Annotated in this window: 20 protein-coding genes; 14 read left to right on the forward strand and 6 right to left on the reverse strand. The window is 73.7% G+C overall.

All coding sequences use genetic code 11. From position 1 onward, the window contains the following. Positions 1 to 37 precede the first annotated feature (37 nt). The 4 genes from ADEH_RS05210 to ADEH_RS05225 all read left to right on the forward strand — a co-directional run bounded on the left by ADEH_RS05210 (position 38) and on the right by ADEH_RS05225 (position 6,143). Positions 38 to 361, forward strand: a complete 324-nt coding sequence (locus tag ADEH_RS05210) for a hypothetical protein (RefSeq protein ID WP_041453334.1) — start codon at positions 38 to 40, stop codon at positions 359 to 361. A 111-nt stretch (positions 362 to 472) separates the two neighbouring features. Next, the gene (locus tag ADEH_RS05215) at positions 473 to 1,696 is read left to right on the forward strand and encodes a TolC family protein (protein ID WP_011420076.1); all 1,224 of its coding nucleotides are present in this window, start codon (positions 473 to 475) and stop codon (positions 1,694 to 1,696) included. Beyond that, the gene (locus ADEH_RS05220; protein ID WP_011420077.1) at positions 1,693 to 3,063 is read left to right on the forward strand and encodes an efflux RND transporter periplasmic adaptor subunit; all 1,371 of its coding nucleotides are present in this window, start codon (positions 1,693 to 1,695) and stop codon (positions 3,061 to 3,063) included. The genes ADEH_RS05215 and ADEH_RS05220 overlap by 4 nt, the downstream gene beginning before the upstream one ends. An 11-nt stretch (positions 3,064 to 3,074) precedes the next feature. Next, on the forward strand, positions 3,075 to 6,143 hold the full coding sequence (locus ADEH_RS05225) for an efflux RND transporter permease subunit (RefSeq protein ID WP_011420078.1): 3,069 nt from the start codon (positions 3,075 to 3,077) through the stop codon (positions 6,141 to 6,143). Positions 6,144 to 6,179: 36 nt separating this feature from the next. Here ADEH_RS05225 and ADEH_RS05230 read toward each other — a convergent pair whose 3' ends face one another. The 4 genes from ADEH_RS05230 to ADEH_RS05245 all read right to left on the reverse strand — a co-directional run bounded on the left by ADEH_RS05230 (position 6,180) and on the right by ADEH_RS05245 (position 9,783). Continuing rightward, on the reverse strand, positions 6,180 to 7,274 hold the full coding sequence (locus tag ADEH_RS05230) for a fatty acid desaturase family protein (RefSeq protein ID WP_011420079.1): 1,095 nt from the start codon (positions 7,272 to 7,274) through the stop codon (positions 6,180 to 6,182). A gap of 107 nt (positions 7,275 to 7,381) precedes the next feature. Continuing rightward, entirely contained in the window at positions 7,382 to 8,281 is a 900-nt protein-coding gene (arsN2, locus tag ADEH_RS05235; RefSeq protein WP_011420080.1) for an arsenic resistance N-acetyltransferase ArsN2, read from the reverse strand. After that, on the reverse strand, positions 8,278 to 9,423 hold the full coding sequence (arsB, locus tag ADEH_RS05240; protein ID WP_011420081.1) for an ACR3 family arsenite efflux transporter: 1,146 nt from the start codon (positions 9,421 to 9,423) through the stop codon (positions 8,278 to 8,280). The genes arsN2 and arsB overlap by 4 nt, the downstream gene beginning before the upstream one ends. Before the next feature lie 9 nt (positions 9,424 to 9,432). Further along, positions 9,433 to 9,783 (reverse strand): ArsR/SmtB family transcription factor, encoded by a 351-nt coding sequence (locus tag ADEH_RS05245; RefSeq protein WP_011420082.1) that lies wholly within the window; start codon positions 9,781 to 9,783, stop codon positions 9,433 to 9,435. Positions 9,784 to 9,947: 164 nt separating this feature from the next. Here ADEH_RS05245 and ADEH_RS05250 point away from each other — a divergent pair, with 164 nt between their 5' ends. From ADEH_RS05250 to rrtA, 9 genes are all read left to right on the forward strand, one after another. Further along, positions 9,948 to 10,337: a thioredoxin family protein gene (locus ADEH_RS05250; RefSeq protein WP_011420083.1), complete on the forward strand. Its 390-nt coding sequence runs from the start codon at positions 9,948 to 9,950 to the stop codon at positions 10,335 to 10,337. 9 nt (positions 10,338 to 10,346) lie between these two features. Continuing rightward, positions 10,347 to 11,045, forward strand: a complete 699-nt coding sequence (locus tag ADEH_RS05255; protein WP_011420084.1) for a cytochrome c biogenesis CcdA family protein — start codon at positions 10,347 to 10,349, stop codon at positions 11,043 to 11,045. 22 nt (positions 11,046 to 11,067) lie between these two features. Continuing rightward, positions 11,068 to 12,168 (forward strand): permease, encoded by a 1,101-nt coding sequence (locus tag ADEH_RS05260; protein ID WP_011420085.1) that lies wholly within the window; start codon positions 11,068 to 11,070, stop codon positions 12,166 to 12,168. Between the two features lie 38 nt (positions 12,169 to 12,206). Next, positions 12,207 to 12,440, forward strand: coding sequence for a thioredoxin family protein (locus ADEH_RS05265; protein WP_011420086.1), 234 nt, complete (start codon positions 12,207 to 12,209; stop codon positions 12,438 to 12,440). Positions 12,441 to 12,457: 17 nt separating this feature from the next. Further along, positions 12,458 to 13,090, forward strand: coding sequence for a class I SAM-dependent methyltransferase (locus ADEH_RS05270; RefSeq protein ID WP_011420087.1), 633 nt, complete (start codon positions 12,458 to 12,460; stop codon positions 13,088 to 13,090). Between the two features lie 128 nt (positions 13,091 to 13,218). After that, a complete protein-coding gene (locus ADEH_RS05275) occupies positions 13,219 to 13,830 on the forward strand; it encodes a cysteine hydrolase (RefSeq protein ID WP_011420088.1) in 612 nt (203 codons plus the stop codon). Between the two features lie 8 nt (positions 13,831 to 13,838). Continuing rightward, entirely contained in the window at positions 13,839 to 14,288 is a 450-nt protein-coding gene (locus ADEH_RS05280) for a MarR family winged helix-turn-helix transcriptional regulator (RefSeq protein ID WP_011420089.1), read from the forward strand. Between the two features lie 205 nt (positions 14,289 to 14,493). Further along, positions 14,494 to 15,408: a rhombotarget lipoprotein gene (gene rhlP, locus ADEH_RS05285; RefSeq protein WP_011420090.1), complete on the forward strand. Its 915-nt coding sequence runs from the start codon at positions 14,494 to 14,496 to the stop codon at positions 15,406 to 15,408. Further along, the gene (rrtA, locus tag ADEH_RS05290; protein ID WP_011420091.1) at positions 15,408 to 16,004 is read left to right on the forward strand and encodes a rhombosortase; all 597 of its coding nucleotides are present in this window, start codon (positions 15,408 to 15,410) and stop codon (positions 16,002 to 16,004) included. The genes rhlP and rrtA overlap by 1 nt, the downstream gene beginning before the upstream one ends. Here the strand turns inward: rrtA and ADEH_RS05295 are convergent. Then, a complete protein-coding gene (locus ADEH_RS05295) occupies positions 15,940 to 16,845 on the reverse strand; it encodes a LysR family transcriptional regulator (protein ID WP_011420092.1) in 906 nt (301 codons plus the stop codon). The genes rrtA and ADEH_RS05295 overlap by 65 nt on opposite strands. Before the next feature lie 130 nt (positions 16,846 to 16,975). On the opposite strand from ADEH_RS05295, the gene ADEH_RS05300 reads away from it, so the two are divergent. Beyond that, positions 16,976 to 17,419 (forward strand): DUF1360 domain-containing protein, encoded by a 444-nt coding sequence (locus ADEH_RS05300; RefSeq protein ID WP_011420093.1) that lies wholly within the window; start codon positions 16,976 to 16,978, stop codon positions 17,417 to 17,419. Positions 17,420 to 17,505: 86 nt separating this feature from the next. Here the strand turns inward: ADEH_RS05300 and ADEH_RS05305 are convergent, their stop codons facing one another. Beyond that, positions 17,506 to 17,835, reverse strand: coding sequence for a hypothetical protein (locus tag ADEH_RS05305; protein WP_041453335.1), 330 nt, complete (start codon positions 17,833 to 17,835; stop codon positions 17,506 to 17,508). Between the last annotated feature and the right edge of the window lie 73 nt (positions 17,836 to 17,908).

Here is a 17,908-nt window from a genome sequence, read left to right on the forward strand (position 1 = left end):
TTGCGGGCGGAAGCTCGCGCGGGTAGGATGCCTCGCCGTGAGGTGGCTGCTCGTCGCGATCCTGGTGCACGGGTTCGTCCCCGGCCTCGCCGAGGTCGGCGAGGCCGTCGTGCACCTCGCGCGGACGGGGCACGTCGCCCACACGCCCGCCGATCACGGCGACCTCGGCGACCAGGGGGCCGAGCACGGCTGCGGCGCCACCCAGCACCACTGCGCGTGCTGCGCGACGCAGCTCGTCCTCCCCACGCGCGAGCTGGTCGTCGTGGCCGTCGAGAGCGGCCGCTCGCCGTCGGCAGCGCCCGTCGAGCAGGCGCCTGCCACGCGCGCGCCAGCGCGTCCGTTCCGCCCGCCCATCGCCTGACGTCCCGACGCGTCCTCGCGCGAGCGGACCGGCGTGCGCCGGCGCGCCTCGTGCGTCCGCGGCCGCCGCGCGAGCGCGGGCCGGCCGAACGTCCCACGTCAGGAGAACCGCTTGTCTGCACATCGTCGATGGGCGTGCGCGCTCGTGCTCGCGTACGGGGCGCCCGCGCTCGCGCAGGAGGCCACGCCGGCCCTGGCCGCACTCCGCTGGGCGGACGTCACCGCCGCGCTCGAGCGCGATCCGCGCCTCGCGGCGTCGCGGTCGCGCATCCGCTCGGCGGAGGGCGCGCTCACGGCGGCACGCACGCCGCCGAACCCCGAGGTCGAGGCGACCGCCGGCCGCGCCGAGGCGCGGGACGGGGCGCTGCGCCGGAACGAGTGGGGCCTCGCGCTCACCATCCCGCTCGACTGGCTCGCGAGGCGTGGACCCGAGGTGGACGCCGCCCGCGCGACGGTGGACGAGGCCGCGGAGGAGGCCCGTGAGCTCCGCGCCGAGGTCACGGCGGAGCTGTGGCGGCTGTACGTCGGGGCCGCGTACGCGCAGGCCGAGGCGGAGACGCTCGAGGCCACGGAGCGGCAGGCCGACGCGCTCGCGCGCCTCGTCCGCCGGCGCGTCGAGGCGGGGGAGGGGCGGCCGGTCGAGATCCCGCGGGTGGAGCTCGAGCTCGAGCGCGTCAGGAACCAGGTCGACGCGGCGCGCGCGGCGCGAGACGGCGCGCTCGCGCAGCTCGGGGCGTGGCTGGCCGTCCCGGTGCAGCGGGTGGAGCCTCCGCCGCCCCCCCCGCCGCTCGACCCGGGCAGCCCGATGCTCGACGCGTCCAGGCACCCGCGGGTGCGCGCCGCGCTGGCGCGCGCCGAGGCGGCCCGGGCGGAGGCCTCCCTGGCGCGGCGGTCCCGCGTCCCCGCGCTCTCGGTGGGAGGCTTCTACACGAGCGAGCTCGATCGCGAGGCGGTGGGCGGGCGCGTCGGGGTCGAGCTGCCGCTGTGGGACTGGAAGTCCGGACGCGTCCGTCGCGCCGAGGCCGCCGCCGCCGCGGAGGCGAGCCGCGCCGACGCCGAGGGGCGTGCCCTCGCCGCGGCGCACGCGGACGCCGTCGCCACGTGCGGAAAGGCCCGGGCGATCGCGGACCGCCAGACGACCCGGATCCTGCCTCGCGCCGAGGAGTCGGCGCGCACGCTCGAGCGGACGTTCGAGCTCGGCGAGACGGGGATCCTCGACGTCATCGACGCGCGGCGCGTGCTCCTCGAGGCGCGCCGCGAATACCTCTCCAGCGCCCGCGAGCGAGACGTGGACTGCGGCGCGCTCATCCTGCTGTCCGGTCGGGAGCTGCCGTGAACCGTCACCTTTCGAAGCGCGTCGTCGTCGCCGTGGCGCTCCTCGCCGTCGCGTGCCGTGGGGGTGGAGACGCCGGAGGCGGACCGCCGGCGGATCAGCCCGCGGCCTCCGGCCACGAGCCGCGCGCCGCGGCGAACGCGCCCCCGCACGCCGACCCCGCGGACGGCGAGGGGCACGACCACGACGGCGGCGAGCCGTCGGACCTCGACCGGCCCGTGGACGAGCTCCTCGCGCTGAGCTGCGAGCACGGCAAGAAGACGTTCGAGTGCGACGCGTGCCGGTACGAGGTCGGCGTCGTCCGCGTGCCCGCGAAGCTCGTGGACGGCGGCCTGGTCCGGAAGGCGTCCGCGACGAGGCGCCGGATCGAGGCCCCGGTCGCGCTCACCGGCGAGGTCCGGTTCGACGAGCGGCGCGTCGCGCACGTGTCGCCGCGGATGGACGGCACCATCCGCACCGTCCACGCGTCGCTGGGCGAGCACGTCCGGCGCGGGCAGGCGCTGGTGGAGCTCGAGAGCGTCCAGGTCGGCGAGGCGGAGAGCGACTACCTCGCGACGCAGGCGGCGCTCCGCCTGGCGCGCGCCAGCGCCGGGCGGCAGGAGCAGCTCCGGAAGGAGCAGATCTCGTCCGAGAAGGAGTACCTCGCGGCGCGCCAGGAGCTCGAGACGGCGCAGATCCGCGCGCGCTCGGCGGAGCAGAAGCTCGCGCGCCTGGGCGTCGCCACCCGCGACCTGGAGCGCCTCGGCGACGCGGCACGGCGCTCCGGCGGCCTCGTCATCCGCGCGCCGGCGGACGGCATCGTGATCGAGATGCACGCCGTGCCGGGCGAGCTCGTCGAGCCGGACGAGAGCATCGTGACGGTCGGGGACGTCTCCTCGGTGTGGGTGTGGGCGGACCTCCACGAGGACCAGCTCGGCCGCGTGCTCGACGCGCAGCGCGGCGGGAGGCTCCGCGCCGAGATCGGCGTGAAGGCGTTCCCCGGCGCGGTGTTCCCTGGCACGGTGGAGCTCGTCGGCCCGTCCATGGACGAGCGGACGCGCACGGTGAAGGTGCGCGTCACGGCGGCGAACCCGGGCGCGCGGCTCCGCGCGGGCATGTTCGCGACGGTCCGCATCTTCCTCCCGGGCGAGGAGGAGGCGCTCGCGGTGCCGGCCGCGGCGCTGCTGTCGGACGAGGGACGCTCGTTCGTGTTCGTGCACCACCACGGCGACTACTGGATCCGCCGGCCGGTGGAGCCGGGCCGCAGGTGGATGGACTGGGTCGAGGTGAAGGACGGCCTCCACGGCGGCGAGACGCTGGCCGCCGACGGCGCGTTCCTCCTGAAGTCGGACGTCCTGCGCTCGAAGATGGGCGCGGGCTGCGCGGACTAGGGGCCCGGACGATGCGCATCCTCGAGTGGCTCCTCAAGAACCGCCTCCTCGTCCTGGGCGTCACCGCGGCGCTCTCGGCGGCGGGGTGGATCGCCTGGAAGCGCCTGCCCATCGACGCCTTCCCCGACGTCACGAACACGCAGGTCATGATCCTGACGAAGGCGCCCGGGCTCGCCGCCGTGGACGTCGAGCAGCGGGTCAGCTTCCCGATCGAGCAGGCGATGCGCGGGCTCCCCCGCGTCACGCAGGTGCGATCGCTCTCCAAGGCCGAGCTGTCGCAGGTGGTGGTGGTCTTCGAGGACGGGGCGGAGACCTACTGGACGCGGCAGCTCGTCTTCGAGCGCCTGGCCGGCGCGCGCGACGCGCTGCCGCCCGGGGTGGAGCCGGAGCTCGGGCCCATCTCCACCGGGCTGGGCGAGATCTTCCAGTACACGCTCGAGGGCGAGGGGCTCTCCCCGATGGAGCTGCGGACCATCCAGGACTGGGTCCTGGCGCCGCAGCTCCGACCCATCCCCGGCGTCAACGAGGTGAACAGCTTCGGGGGCGAGGTGAAGCAGTACCAGGTCCTCGTCCACCCCGACCGCCTGGTGAAGTACCGGCTCGGCGTCCGCGACGTGTCGGAGGCCATCGAGCGCTCCAACGGGAACGCCGGCGGGGGCGTGGTCGTCGCCGGCTGGGAGCAGACCTACCTGCGCGGCGTCGGCCTCGTGCGCGACCTCCCGGACATCGAGCGCATCGTGCTCGGCGCGTTCGACGGGTCGCCCGTCTACCTGCGCGACGTGGCGGACGTGGTCATCGGCGCCGAGCCGCGGCAGGGGGCCGTGACCCGCGACGGCGAGGGCGAGGCGGTCGCGGGCATGGTGATCATGCTCAAGGGCGCGAACGCCAAGGACGTCGTGGCGGGGGTCAAGGACGCCATCGAGGCGGCCCGCGGCACGCTGCCGGACGGCGCCCGCATCCGCGTGTTCTACGACCGGACCTCGCTCATCGAGGCGTGCATCGAGACGGTCGTGGACGCGCTCCTGCAGGGCGGGGTGTTCGTGATCCTGGTCCTGCTCCTCTTCGTGGCGGAGCTGCGGACGGCGGTGGTGGTCCTGTTCTCGCTGCCGTTCACGTTCCTCGTCGCCTTCATCGTGATGGGCTGGGCCGGGCTGACCTCCAACCTCATGTCCATGGGCGGCCTGGCGTTCTCGGTCGGCATGGTGGTGGACGCGTCGATCGTGGTGGTCGAGAACGTGAGGCGCCACCTCGCCGAGGACCGGGAGCGGGGCCGGCAGGAGGTGGTCGCGATGGCGGTGCGGGAGGTGGCCCGGCCGGTCGCGTTCTCCGTGCTGGTCATCGCGGTCATCCTCGTGCCGCTGTACGCGCTCCAGGGCGTGGAGGGGAAGATGTTCGCCCCGCTCGCGACCACGCTGCTGATCGCCCTGCTCGTGTCGCTCGCCGTCGCGCTGACGGTGATCCCGGTGCTCTCCGCGACGCTCCTGAAGCAGGAGCCGGAGCGCGAGCTCCGGCTGGTCCGCCGCTTCCACGAGGCCTACCTGCGCCTGCTCCGCCGCGCCGTGCGCCGGCCGAGGCGCACGCTCGCGGTGAGCGGCGCGGCGCTCGTCCTCTCGACCGCGCTCGTGCCGCTGGTCGGGACGGAGTTCATGCCGCCGCTCGACGAGGGGGCCATCGCGATCAACGTGGTCCGCCTGCCGAACGCGTCGCTCGCCGGGTCGGTGAGCGTCGCGAGCTACCTGGAGCAGCGGCTCGCGGAGTTCCCGGAGGTCGAGACGGTCGTCTCGAAGACCGGCCGGGCCGAGATCTCCGAGGACCCGATGGGACCCGAGCAGACGGACGTGTTCGTCATGCTGAAGCCGCGGAAGGCGTGGGGCACCGGCCGCGACAAGGCGGAGCTCGTGGAGGCGATCCGGAAGGAGCTGTCCGACGTCCCCGGGTTGCGCTTCTCGTTCTCGCAGCCGATCGCGCTGCGGGTGAACGAGCTCATCGCCGGCGTGAAGAGCGATCTCGCGGTCAAGGTGTTCGGCCCGGACCTGGAGGTACTGAAGGGCTTCGCCGACCGCATCGGCGCCGCGGTGGGCGGCGTCCCCGGCGCAGGCGACGTGAAGGTCGAGCAGGTCTCGGGCATGCCGCAGTACGACCTCGACATCGACCGCGAGGCGGCGGCCCGGTACGGCATCCGCGTCGGCGACGTGAACGACACGATCGAGACGGCGATCGGCGGCCGCGTCGCGTCCACGCTGATCGAGGGGCAGCGGCGGTTCGCCATCACGGTGCGGTTCCCGGAGGACAGCCGCGACGACATCGACCGGATCGGCCGCCTCCTCGTGCCCGGCCCGGACGGCGCGCGCGTGCCGCTCGCCCAGCTCGCGAAGGTGAAGCTCGTGGAGGCGCCGGCGCAGGTCAGCCGCGAGAACGGGATGCGCCGCGTGGTGGTCGAGGCGAACGTCCGCGGGCGCGATCTCGGCGGCTTCGTGGACGACGTGCGCGAGCGCATCCAGGGCATCGAGCAGGAGCTGCCGCCCGGCTACTACCTCCGCCTCGGCGGCCAGTTCGAGAACCAGGCGCGGGCCATGCGGCGGCTCGCGATCGTCGTGCCCGTCGCGCTCGGGCTGGTGTTCCTGCTCCTCTACCTCGCGCTCGGGTCCATCGCCCACGCCGCGCTCGTGCTGCTCAACCTGCCGTTCGCGCTCGTCGGCGGCGTCGTCGCGGTGGTCCTGTTCCGGATGCCGCTCTCGGTCTCGGCGGCGGTCGCGTTCATCGTGCTCCTCGGCATCGCCGTCCAGAACGGGGTCGTGCTGGTGGCGTTCTTCAAGCAGCTCCGCGAGCGCGGCCTCTCCGTCGCCGAGACGGTCGAGCAGGGGTGCGACCTGCGGTTCCGGCCGCTCCTCATGACCGCGCTGACGAGCTTCATCGGGCACCTGCCGATGCTCTACGCGACCGGCGCCGGGGCCGACATCCAGAAGCCGCTCGCCGTCGTGGTCATGGGCGGGCTGGTGACGTCCACGCTGCTCACGCTGCTGGTGCTTCCCACGCTGTACGCGGTGCTCGCGGGGCGGCGGCCGGCGCGCGCGGGGTGAGCTCCCGGCGACGGCGGCCGCAGCGGCGGGCGGAGGTCAGGCTCCCAGCGGCTGCGGCGCGCCGAGCGCCCGCAGGTGACGGTGGTGCGCGGCCACCGCGGCCCACAGCGACGGCTGCGCCCGGTACGGCAACCCGTGCGCGCGGCACGTCTCCTCGACGATCCCGGCGAGCGCCGGGTAGTGCACGTGGCAGACGCCGGGGAAGAGGTGGTGCTCGATCTGGAAGTTCAGGCCGCCGAGGTACCAGGCGAGCACGCGGCTGGAGCGAGCGAAGTCCACGGTCGTCCGGACCTGGTGCTCCGCCCACCCCGTCGGCATGCGGCCGTCCGCGCCGGGCGCGCCCGGGAACTGCGCCTCGGGCACCGCGTGCGCGAGCTGGAACACGGCCGCCATGATCACGCCGAGCACGATCGACCCGAACACGAAGAACGCCACCGGCCACGCGCTGCGGTGGACGAGGACCGGGACCGCGACCGCCCAGGCGAGGAACGTGGCCTTGCCCGCGACCACGGCGGCGAGCTCGCGGCCGCGGGGCCGCGGGAACCGTGCGCCGGAGATGGACCCGCGGACGAGGTCCACGACGTCGTCCACGAGCCACCACTTGAGCGAGAGCGCGCCGTACAGGGGCCAGGCGTACCAGCCCTGGAACCGGTGGAGCGCGCGGCGGCGCTGCGCGGGCGAGAGCCGCAGGAATGGCTCCGCGTCCACGTCCGCGTCCAGGCCGGCGACGTTGGCGAAGGAGTGGTGCTGCACGTTGTGCTTGAAGCGCCAGACGTACGAGCTCGCGCCGATGAAGTCGAGCGCGAGCCCGACGGCGCGGTTCACCCGCGGCGAGCGCGAGTAGGCGCCGTGGTTCGCGTCGTGCATCACGGAGAAGCCGATGCCCGCGGTCGCGAGCGCGAGCGAGACCGTGAGCCCCGCCGCGAGCCACGCCGACGCGTCGCCGAAGGCGAGGAGCAGCGCGTAGGACGCCGCGAACCACCCGAGGATGGCGACCGTCTTCACGTGCATGGCGAGGCCGCCCTGCGCCGGCGCGCCGGTGCGCGCGAAGTACGCGGCCGCGCCGCGCCTCAGGTCCGCGTGGAAGCCGTCGTCGCGGGGGAAGCGGGCGCGGGGGGCGGGTGCGTTCATCGAGAGAGCCTGCGGGCGGGATGTCACCCGTGCGTCATGGCGGACGGGACGACCCAGCTTCGCCAGGGGAGCCCCCGGCCCGGCGGCGCCCCGCCTGGCTGACGTCGTCAGCGGGGGAGGGGCTTCACCATGCAGACCGCGGAGGCGGGGCAGAGGGACCGGAACTCGGTGCTGGCGGCCAGGGCCGCCGGGACGCTCGCGCGGTCCGTCCTCGTGAACCCCGCCTGCGCGAAGAACCGCTCCGCCGTCGTGGTGAGCAGGTAGACCGCCCGCACGCCGCGCCGCCCGGCCTCGGCGAGGACCTGGGCGTGGAGGGCCTTGCCCAGGCCGGCGCCCTGGAGGCGCGGGACGACGGCCAGCGACCGGAGCAAGGCGTCCTCGCCGTACCGCTCCAGCGCGACGCAGCCGACGAGCTCGTCCCCGGAGCGCGCCGCGATGAAGACCTGGTGCGGGGCGCCGACGTCCGACGCCGGGAGGCGCAGCCGCTCGAGCAGCGCGCGGATGGCGCCGAGCTCCTCCGGCGCCGCCGGGCCGAACCGGATCGCGTCCGCGTCCGGCTGGCGGAACACGGCCGCGAGCCGGGTCCGAAGCACGTCGCGGACCCGGCGGAAGGCGTCCAGCCGGGCGGCCTCGTCGCCGGCCTGCGCAGCGGGATCCGGCAGGCCCCAGTGCAGCCGGACGGCCTTGCCCAGCCACACCGGGCAGACCTCCTCCGCGCACAGCGTGATCACCGCGTCCACGTCGGGCGCGATCTCCTCCAGCCCCTTCGAGCGCTGGCCGGAGAGGTCGATCCCGACCTCGGCGAGCGCCGCGACCGCGAGCGGGTTCACCTGCGTCGGGCGGGATCCCGCGGACGAGATCCGGGTGGACGCGGGCGCGAGCGCGCGCGCGATGCCCTCGGCCATCTGGCTGCGCGCCGAGTTCGCGACGCAGAGGAACAGCAGGTGGCGCGGGGGCGCCGCCCGGAGCCGCGCCGCCTCCTCCTGCCAGGCCGCGTCCGCGCTCACCGGCCCCTCCCGGCCGCCGGGCCGTCCACCGCCACGGCGCAGTTCGCCACCCGCGCGATCTCGCCCGCCTCGCCCGGGAACCAGCGGTCGCGCAGGCGGAGGGCCACGTTCACGAGGCCGATGAGGACCGGCACCTCGACGAGCGGGCCGATCACCGCGGCGAACGCCGCGCCGTGCGCCATCCCGAACGTCGCCACCGCCACCGCGATGGCCAGCTCGAAGTTGTTGGAGGCCGCGGTGAACGAGAGCGTGGCCGTCTGGCCGTAGCTGGCGCCGACCTTCCGGCTCATCCAGAACGAGACGAAGAACATGAGCAGGAAGTAGACGAGGAGCGGGATCGCGATCCGGACCACGTCGAAGGGCACCTGCACGATGGTCTCGCCCTTCAGCGAGAACATCACCACGATGGTGAAGAGCAGGGCGACGAGGGTGATCGGGGAGATCCGCGGGATGAACACCCGGCGGTACCACGCCTCGCCCTTGAGCGCCCGCAGGCCGAACCGGCTCGCCATGCCGGCCAGGAACGGGATGCCGAGGTAGACGAAGACGCTCCGGGCGATCTCGCCGATGGTGATGTGGACCTCGGCGCCGCGCAGCCCGAGCCAGCCCGGCAGCACCGTGATGAAGACCCACGCGTAGACGGAGAAGAACAGCACCTGGAAGATCGAGTTGAACGCGACGAGCCCGGCGCAGTACTCGGTGTCCCCCTTCGCGAGGTCGTTCCACACGATCACCATCGCGATGCAGCGCGCCAGGCCGATGAGGATCAGGCCGACCATGTACTCGGGGCGGTCGCGCAGGAAGATCACCGCCAGCGCGAACATGAGCACCGGCCCGACGATCCAGTTCTGCACGAGGGACAGCGCCAGCACCTTGCCGTTCCGGAAGACGCGCGGCAGCTCCTCGTACCGGACCTTCGCGAGCGGCGGGTACATCATCAGGATCAGGCCCACCGCGATCGGGATCGAGGTGGTGCCCACGCTCATGCGGTCGAGCGCGGGGACGACGCCCGGGACCGCCCAGCCGAGCAGGATGCCGGCGCCCATGGCGAGGAAGATCCAGACGGTCAGGTAGCGGTCGAGGAAGGAGAGGCGGCGGGCGACGCTCGCGGGCGCCGGGGCGGAGGGGAGGGCATCGGCCATGGCGGGGTCCTAGAGGCTTCCGACGAGCGCCTTCAGGCGCCGCAGGGTGCGGGGCTCGACGCAGTAGCAGACGCGCGGCCCGTCGATCTCTCCGCGGACGATGCCGGCGTCCTTCAGCACCTTCAGGTGCTGGGAGACGGTGGACTGCGCCAGCGGCAGCTCGTCCACGATGTCGCCGCAGATGCACGCCTCGCGGCGCACGAGGAGGCGTACGATCTGCACGCGGGCCGGGTGGCCGAGCGCCTTCGCGAGCGCCGCGAGCTCCTCGTCCGCCCCGGAGCCCTCCACCGGGCGCAGGTCCGGGCCGACGTCGGCGAGGGTCACCGGGGCGCACGGGTCCTTCTTCAGGGCAACGGGCATGCGCCGCTTCTTACGATGAAGCGACGATTCGTTTCAACCCGGACCCCCAGCTTCGCATAAACGTCACCGCAGCCGGTCCGCGACATCGGACCGCATCGGCCGCCCTTGCCGTCAAATCGTCAGCGTGCGATAAGCCGCACCCGTTCGACCCCGAGAGGTGTGAGATGCGCACGAAGAACTGGCTGAAGGGGATCCTGCTCGTCGCTGCCCTGAGCGCGCCGGTGTGGGCGGCGGCGGCGGACGCCGCGCCGGCCGGAAGCCGGGCGGGCGGGAAGGCGCTGCCGCGGCTGGTGGACCTCGGGGCCGGGGCGTGCGTTCCGTGCAAGGCGATGGCGCCCATCCTCGAGGGGCTCCGGGCCGAGTACGCCGGCCGGATGGACGTGGTGTTCATCGACGTCTGGAAGGACCGCGCGGCCGCCGAGGCGCACGGGGTCCGCATGATCCCGACCCAGATCTTCTACGGCGCGGACGGCAAGGAGCTGGCGCGGCACGAGGGGTTCATCGACCGCGCGGGGATCCTGGCGCGGTGGAAGGCCCTGGGCGTCCGGCTCTGAGAGGGCGCGGTGGTCGGGCTCCTCACCGCGTTCGGGAACGCCTTCGAGGCCTCGCTGGCGTTCGCGCTGCCGGCGGCGCTCCTCTGGGGCCTGCTCTCGGTGGCGCTGTCCCCGTGCCACCTCTCGAGCATCCCGCTCGTCGTCGCCTACATGAACGGCGGGCGCGAGCCGCCGTCGGTCCGCGCGGCGCTGGGCCTGTCCACGAGCTTCGCGCTCGGCATCCTCGCCAGCATCGCCGCCGTCGGGGTCGCGACCGTGCTCCTCGGGCGGATGGCCGGCGACGTCGGACCGGCCGGGAACTACGCGCTCGCGGCGGTCTTCTTCGCCGTCGGCCTGAACCTCCTCGGCGTCCTGCCGCTGCCGTCCTGGAGCGTGCCCCGATCCGCGGGCCGGCGCGGCCCGCTGGGCGCCCTCGTCCTCGGCGCGATCTTCGGCGCGGCGCTCGGACCGTGCACCTTCGCCTTCATGGCCCCGCTGCTCGGCCTCGCCTTCCGGGCGAGCGGCGCCGACGCGGCCCGCGGCGGCCTGCTCGTCGCCGCCTATGCGATCGGCCACACGCTCGCCATCGTGGTCGCCGGCGCGTCGGTGCAGGGGGTGCAGCGCTGGCTCTCGTGGAGCGCCGGCGGCCGCGCCGCCGCCGTCCTCCGCTCCGTCGCCGGCGTCGCCGTCATCGCGGGCGGCGCCTGGTTCGTCCACACCGCGACCTGACCGGCCGCATCGCAGGGAATCCATGAGCCTCTCCGTCCTCGACGCACCCGCATCTCAGCCATGCTGCCCCACCGGCGTCACGCCGGAGCCCTCCTCGCGCGGCCCGTCCGCCCGGCGCGTCGCGCTCCTGCTGGCCGGCGCGCTCGTCGCGTGGATCGTCGCGTACGCCGCGGCCCACCCGCTCTCCCGGTGGCTCACCTTCGGCCTCCTCGGTCTCGCCGAGGGATCGCACCTCGGCGAGAGCCTCGCGTTCTTCCTCTACGACGTGCCGAAGGTGCTGCTGCTGCTCACGCTCATCGTCTTCCTGGTCGGCATCGTCCGCTCGTTCTTCACGGCCGAGCGGACCCGGGCGATCCTCGTCGGCAAGCGCGAGTCGGTCGGGAACGTGGTCGCCGCGCTGCTCGGGGTCGTGACCCCGTTCTGCTCCTGCTCCGCCATCCCGCTCTTCCTCGGCTTCGTCGAGGTCGGCGTCCCGCTCGGCGTCACGTTCTCCTTCCTCGTGTCAGCGCCCATGGTGAACGAGGTCGCCCTGGTGCTCCTGCTCGGGCTGTTCGGGTGGAAGGTGGCGGCCCTCTACCTCGTCACCGGGCTCACCATCGCCATCCTGGCCGGCTTCGTGCTCGGGCGCATGAAGCTCGAGCGGCACGTGGAGCCGTGGGTGTACGAGTCGATGAAGGGCGAGGCGCGGTTCGAGAAGGAGCACCTCGGCTTCGCCGGGCGCGTCGAGCGCGGCCTCCAGGCGGTGCGCGAGGTGGTCGGCAAGGTTTGGCCCTGGGTCGTGGCCGGCATCGCGGTCGGCGCCGGGATCCACGGCTACGTGCCCGAGGGGCTGCTCGCCTCGTTCATGGGCAAGTCCGCCTGGTGGTCGGTGCCCGCCGCGGTGGCCCTGGGCGTGCCCATGTACTCGAACGCCGCCGGGATCATCCCCGTGGTCGAGGCGCTCCTCGGCAAGGGCGCCGCGCTGGGCACCGTGCTCGCGTTCATGATGGCGGTCATCGGCCTCTCGCTGCCGGAGATCGTGATCCTGCGGAAGGTGCTGCGGCCGCCGCTCATCCTGGCGTTCGTGGGCGTGGTGGCGTCCGGGATCCTGCTGGTCGGCTGGCTGTTCAACGCGGTCCTCTGAGGCCGCGAATCGACGAACCCTGACGGAGGAAGACGACGATGAAGATCCAGGTGCTCGGGACCGGGTGCGCGAAGTGCAAGCAGCTCACCGCGAACGCGGAGCAGGCCGTCGCCGCGCTGGGGCTCGACGCGAAGGTCGAGAAGGTGGAGGACCTCCGCGAGATCATGAAGCTCGGCGTCATGACCACCCCCGCGCTGGTGGTGGACGGCGTGGTGAAGTCGGCAGGGAAGGTGCTGTCGCCCGACGCGGTGCGGGCGCTGCTCGGGTCGTGATCGGGTAGATTCGCCGCGTGAGCGACACGGAGGCAGCACGGGGAAGGCGCTACTGGGAGCGCCACGCGGCGAGGTACGACCGCTCGATGCGCGTGCTCGGAGGCCCGCTCCCGCGGATGCTCGAGCTCGTCGCGCAGGAGGTCCGCGGGGCGGGCGAGGTGCTCGAGGTCGCGGCGGGGACGGGCATCGTGACCACCGCGATCGCGCCCGTCGTGGGGAGCGTCGTCGCGACCGACTACGCGGACGCGATGGTCCGGCTGCTCCGCGACCGCGTCCGGGCCGATGGGCTCGGGAACGTGGAGTGCGTCGAGCGCGACGTGTACGCGCTCGGCATGCCGCCCCGCTCGTTCGACGCCGTCGTCTGCGCGAACGTGCTCCACCTGCTCCCGGACCTGGAGGCCGCGCTGCGTGCGCTGCGCGCGGTGCTCCGGCCCGGTGGAACGCTCGTCGCGCCGACGTACGCGCACGACGAGACGCGGACGTCGAGGCTCGTCTCGCGCGTCCTCGGCGCGACCGGGTTTCCCGGTGCGCGCAGGTTCACGGCGGCGTCGCTCTCGGCGGACATCTCGGCGGTTGGGTTCGAGGTGCGGCGTACCGAGCTGATCCCCGGGCTCATCCCCGTCGCGTTCGTCGCCGCCACCGCGCCCTGAGGCGGCTCGCGCCCGACCGAAGCGTCGGCCTCTCACCGGGGGCTGGGCGGCGCGAGCCGTTGCGGAGCAATAGTTACCATGGTAATTATTCGCTGGCCAGGTCGTCTCATCGAGGTCCGGGAGGTATCGTGAAGCAGATCGACATCGGGCGCGCCGCCCTCGTCCTCATCGAGTTCCAGCACGAGTGGGTGGCACCCACCGGGAAGCTTCAACGGGGGCTGATCCACGACAAGGACGCCTTCCGCTCCGCGGTCGCCGCGGCCGGGGACTTGCTCGCGCACGCCCGCGAGCGCCGCTGGGCCATCGCGCACGCGGGCCTCTCGTTCACCCGCGACCCGGGGTACCTCCTCTTCGGGCGCGGCGAGGGCAGGCTCGGCCTCCGCGGCGCCATCCCGCACGCCGGGACCTGGGGCGAGGAGGGCTCCCGCTTCGTCGAGCCGTTCGTCCCGCGGGAGGGCGAGTTCGTCGTCCAGGGCCGATCCGGCGCGAGCGTGCTCAAGAGCTCCACCCTCGATCCGTTCCTGCGCAACAACGACCTGAGGACGCTGCTGCTCTGCGGCTTCGCGACGCACGTGTGCGTCGAGTCGACCCTGCGCGAGGCTCACGACCTCGGGTACGACGCCTACGTCGTCAGCGACGCGTGCGCTGCGTTCGAGCGCTCGCAGCACGAGCACGTGCTCCAGCACGTGGTCCATCACTTCGGCGGCCAGGTCACGAGCGCCGAGCTGCGCGCCCTCTGAGTGCGGCCATGTTCTTCCTCAAGGAGCTCCCGACCCGCCAGGTCCTCGAGCGCTACCACGCCGCCTTCCCCGCCATGCAGGTCGAGACCATCGACCGTGCGCTGCGCATGCTGCGGACGGCCAGCTTGCTGCTGCGAGAGCTCGAGGCGTACTTCGCCACCCACCAGCTCTCGCAAGCGCGCTTCCTCGTGCTCGTGGTGCTCGATCGCGAGGAGGACCCGGGCGGCCTCCGCATCAGCGAGGTGGCCGAACGCATCGACGTCGCGCGCCCGGTGATGACCCGCACGCTGCAGTCGCTCGCGGCAGGGGGCCTGGTCCGGTTTCGCGAAGACGAGACCGACGCACGAAGCCGTCGCGTCCTGCTGACCGCGAAGGGCAAACGACGCCTCCACGACATGCTGCCCGGCTACTACGCGACCATCGACGCGTTCATGAAGGCGCACGACGCGCCGGATTGATGGCGCGCCGCGGATCCAGGTCCGCCGATCGGTGGGCGAGCCGAATGCCCGCAGCTCACCGGGACGGGGGGGACACCCGGGCTCGCCGCGCCATTCGTCGCAGCTGGCCGGCGCGTCTTCGTTCCAAGCAGCGATCGGCCTAGTATGCCCGTGGAGTCGGCAGGTCACTCGGTTCGCGATTCGCCCAACCGGAGGACGCGCTCCCATGTCAGCCCCCACGTGCCGTGGAAGGTCCCGCGGGTTCACCCTCGCTCCACTCATCCTCCTGACGGTGCTCGGCGCCTGCGCCCAGACGACGGCGCGGCGGGCGACGAGCGTCGTCAACTACCTGTATCCGGCTGGACAGTCGGAGCCGGCCCAGCCGTCCGTCCCGAAGCTCACGCTCCCGCTCAGGGTCGGGATCGCCTTCGTCCCGCCGGCGGCCGGCGAGGTGACGCCGGCGGCGTACGTCGGCGACCGCGACGCCGCCGCCCCCGAGACCGAGCGGTTCCGTCTCATGGAGACGATCGCCGCGCACTTCCGCGAGCGGCCGTACGTCAAGTCGGTCGAGATCATCCCGACCGCGTACCTGACGCCCGGTGGCGGGTTCACGAACCTCGACCAGATCCGGAACATGTTCGGCGTGGACGAGATCGTCCTCATCGCCTTCGACCAGGTGCAGTTCAAGGATCAGGGGGTGGCGACGCTCACCTACTGGACGCTCGTCGGCGCGTACGTCGTGCAGGGGGAGAAGCACGACACGCGCACGCTGATGGACGCCGTCGTGCTCGACATCCCGAGCCGCAAGCTCCTCTTCCGTGCGCCCGGCACGAGCGTCGTGAAGGGCCGATCGACGCCGGTGAACGAATCGGAGGAGCTCCGCCAGGACCGGCAGCAGGGCTTCAAGCTCGCGACGGCGGAGCTGATCACGGCGCTCGACGCGCAGCTCGCCGCCTTCCAGGAGCGCCTGAAGGCGCAGCCCGAGGAGATCGAGGTCGTGCGCACGCCGGAGTACGAGAAGCGCGCGGCGGCCAGCGGCGGCGGCGCCGTCGACGCGGCGGCGCTCGCCATCCTCGCGGCGCTCGCCGGCGGCGGCGCCGGGGTCGCCTCGTGGCGGCGGAGGCGGTCGGGGGCCCGGTGATGCGGCCCTTCCCCTGGGTCACCGCCGCGGTGCTCTCCCTCGCGCTCGGCGCGTACCTCGAGCCGGCGCTGGGCGAGCTGCTGATCCTCGACCGCGCGCGCGTCGCGAGCGGCGAGGCGTGGCGCGTGCTCACCGGGAGCCTCGTGCACTTCTCGGCGTCGCACCTCGCGGTCGACGCCCTCGCGTTCGGCGTCGCCGGCGCGATGCTGGAGCGCCGCGGCCGCGCGAGGTTCGCGACGCTGACGCTCGCGTCGGCCCTCGCCGTCGGCCTCGCGGTGCTCTGGCTCCAGCCCTCGCTCCAGCGATACGCCGGGCTCTCCGGGATGGCGTACGCGGCGATCGTCGCGCTCGCGCTCGTGGGGCTGCGCGAGCCCGGCCCCATGCCGACGCTCTCCGGCCTCGCGCTCGCGGCGTGCGTCGCGAAGCTGGCATGGGAGCTCTCCACCGGGCGGATGCTCCTCGCCGGCGCGCCGCCGGGCGTCGTCGCGGTCCCGCTCGCCCACCTCGCGGGCGCGATCGCAGCCGTCGCCGTCACCGGGGCCGGGGGACGGCTCGGCGCGGCGCGCCCCGTCGCAGGGCGTCCAGCAGCGCGGTGAGCTCCGGGCTGGCGCGCTCGCCCCGCCACAGCAGCGCCACGCGGTGCGTGAGCGCGGGCTCGCGCAGCGGGACGAACCGCGTGTTCGACGCCCGCGTTCGCACGAACGAAGGGGCCGCCAGCAGGATCCCCTTGCCCCGCGCGACCAGGATCGGGCAGCTCTCGTCCGGCCGCTTGGTGAGGATCCGGTAGCGGATGCCCGCCGCGCGGAGCGCCCGCTGCTGGCTCTCGTAGAGGTGGGCGTGCTCGTGGCGCGGATGGACCACGAAGATCTCGCCCTCGAGGTCGCGCAGGCGCAGCGTGCGGCGCCGCGCCAGGCGGTGCGTGGCGGGCAGCAAGACGCCCACCGCGTCCTCGGCGACCACCCATCGCTCCAGGCCCGGCGTCTCCCCGTCGGCCGTCTCGGCGCAGACCGCGTCGAGCCGCCCGAGCTGGAGGTCGCGGAGGAGGCGATCCGGGACGTTCGAGGTGAGCTCGACGCCGGGCCCGCCGGCCTTCGTCTCGAGGCGTGCGATCCCCTCCGGCACCCAGGTCGCGAACCCCGCCGTGGAGAGCCCGATCCGCAGCGGCTGCCCGGAGCGTCGCCCGCGCTCGCGCACCCGGGACTCCAGCGCCTCCGCGCGCTCCAGGACCGCCGGCCCCTCGCGGAAGAGGAGCGCGCCGGCCGGCGTGAGCGAGACGGACCGCGTGCTGCGGTCCAGCAGGCGCACGCGGAGGTCGCGCTCGAGCCCCGCGATGAGGCGGCTCAGCGGCGGCTGGCTCATGTGCAGCCGCTCCGCGGCGCGGCGGAAGCTCAGCTCCGAGGCAACCACCAGGAACGCGCGCAGCTCGCGGAGGTCCATGCCGTGGTTGATACCGGCCAGGTATCAATTGGGCAACGCGAATCGCAATGCACCCACGGCTGCCGCCCGCGCATGACTGCGTCGCACCGCGCCGGCCCCGTCGGGCCGCGCCGGAACGGAGGAGCACCCCATGCCGCTGCCCGTCGAAGCCCTGTGGACCTGCGCCGTCCTCGCCATGGTCGTGAGCGGGACGTCGTTCACCATCACCGGAACCGAGATCTTCGAGCCGATGCGGAGGCTCCTCTCCGCGCGGAGCGAGTGGCTCGGCCACCTGACCGCGTGCTTCTACTGCACGAGCCACTGGGTGACGTTCCTGCTCGTGGCGCTGTATCGCCCCGTGCTCGTCTCGACCGGCTTCCTGCCCGTGGACCTCGCGATCAGCGCGTTCTTCGTGGTCCAGCTCGCCGCGTACCTCACCGGCCTGCTGTTCAAGTCGTACTCCGTCATCATCCCGGTGAAGGCCGCCATGCAGCAGGCGATGGAGGCCGCGAGGGCGGCGCATCGCGCGCAGCGGACGGGCACGGTGGGTGCCGCCTCCGACGCCGACGTGCGGGGTGCGCAGGAAGCGGGGTGAGGCCGGCCGGACGCGATCGGGCCGCCCGAATGCCGAGAGCCGTTGCCCTGGGCGCTGCGTTCGGCCTGTCACCGGACCTCGACGGGTCAACGGTCAGCGATCAGGACGAAGAGCGACCCGCACGCAAGGTGGTACGCGACCACCCCGAGCGAGAACAGGAGTGTGGCTCGAGCACGGGCCGACCAGCTCATGCGCGCTGCGCCGGACCACCCAGCCACGCTGAACGCCACGGCGGGCAGGCCCCACACGACGAGGAGGAACCCGAGCGTCCACCACCAGGAGAGGCCGCAGTGATCCAGCTCGTAGCAGCCGGCGGGGCTCCGGCCCGACCGACGACCCAGGTCGAATGCGCCGAGCCAACTCGCGGAGAGTGATGCGACGACCAGTCCGATCGCCGCGGAGACGGCCGCGAGCACGGTTCGCCTCGCAACATCCGGAGGGCGCTGACGACGGGCAGCATCGGTGCGGCGGGGCACGGGGCAACCGTAC

The organism is Anaeromyxobacter dehalogenans 2CP-C, from assembly GCF_000013385.1.
In the GTDB taxonomy this organism is placed as follows: Bacteria; Myxococcota; Myxococcia; order Myxococcales; family Anaeromyxobacteraceae; genus Anaeromyxobacter; species Anaeromyxobacter dehalogenans_B.

Coding starts and splice junctions, on each gene's coding strand:
- rhlP (WP_011420090.1), top strand. CDS start 14,494: ATGTCAGCCCCCACGTGCCGTGGAAGGTCCCGCGGGTTCACCCTCGCT.
- ADEH_RS05245 (WP_011420082.1), bottom strand. CDS start 9,783: ATGCCCGTTGCCCTGAAGAAGGACCCGTGCGCCCCGGTGACCCTCGCC.
- ADEH_RS05225 (WP_011420078.1), top strand. CDS start 3,075: ATGCGCATCCTCGAGTGGCTCCTCAAGAACCGCCTCCTCGTCCTGGGC.
- ADEH_RS05260 (WP_011420085.1), top strand. CDS start 11,068: ATGAGCCTCTCCGTCCTCGACGCACCCGCATCTCAGCCATGCTGCCCC.
- rrtA (WP_011420091.1), top strand. CDS start 15,408: ATGCGGCCCTTCCCCTGGGTCACCGCCGCGGTGCTCTCCCTCGCGCTC.
- ADEH_RS05300 (WP_011420093.1), top strand. CDS start 16,976: ATGCCGCTGCCCGTCGAAGCCCTGTGGACCTGCGCCGTCCTCGCCATG.
- ADEH_RS05295 (WP_011420092.1), bottom strand. CDS start 16,845: ATGGACCTCCGCGAGCTGCGCGCGTTCCTGGTGGTTGCCTCGGAGCTG.
- ADEH_RS05250 (WP_011420083.1), top strand. CDS start 9,948: ATGCGCACGAAGAACTGGCTGAAGGGGATCCTGCTCGTCGCTGCCCTG.
- ADEH_RS05230 (WP_011420079.1), bottom strand. CDS start 7,274: ATGAACGCACCCGCCCCCCGCGCCCGCTTCCCCCGCGACGACGGCTTC.
- ADEH_RS05280 (WP_011420089.1), top strand. CDS start 13,839: ATGTTCTTCCTCAAGGAGCTCCCGACCCGCCAGGTCCTCGAGCGCTAC.
- arsB (WP_011420081.1), bottom strand. CDS start 9,423: ATGGCCGATGCCCTCCCCTCCGCCCCGGCGCCCGCGAGCGTCGCCCGC.
- ADEH_RS05265 (WP_011420086.1), top strand. CDS start 12,207: ATGAAGATCCAGGTGCTCGGGACCGGGTGCGCGAAGTGCAAGCAGCTC.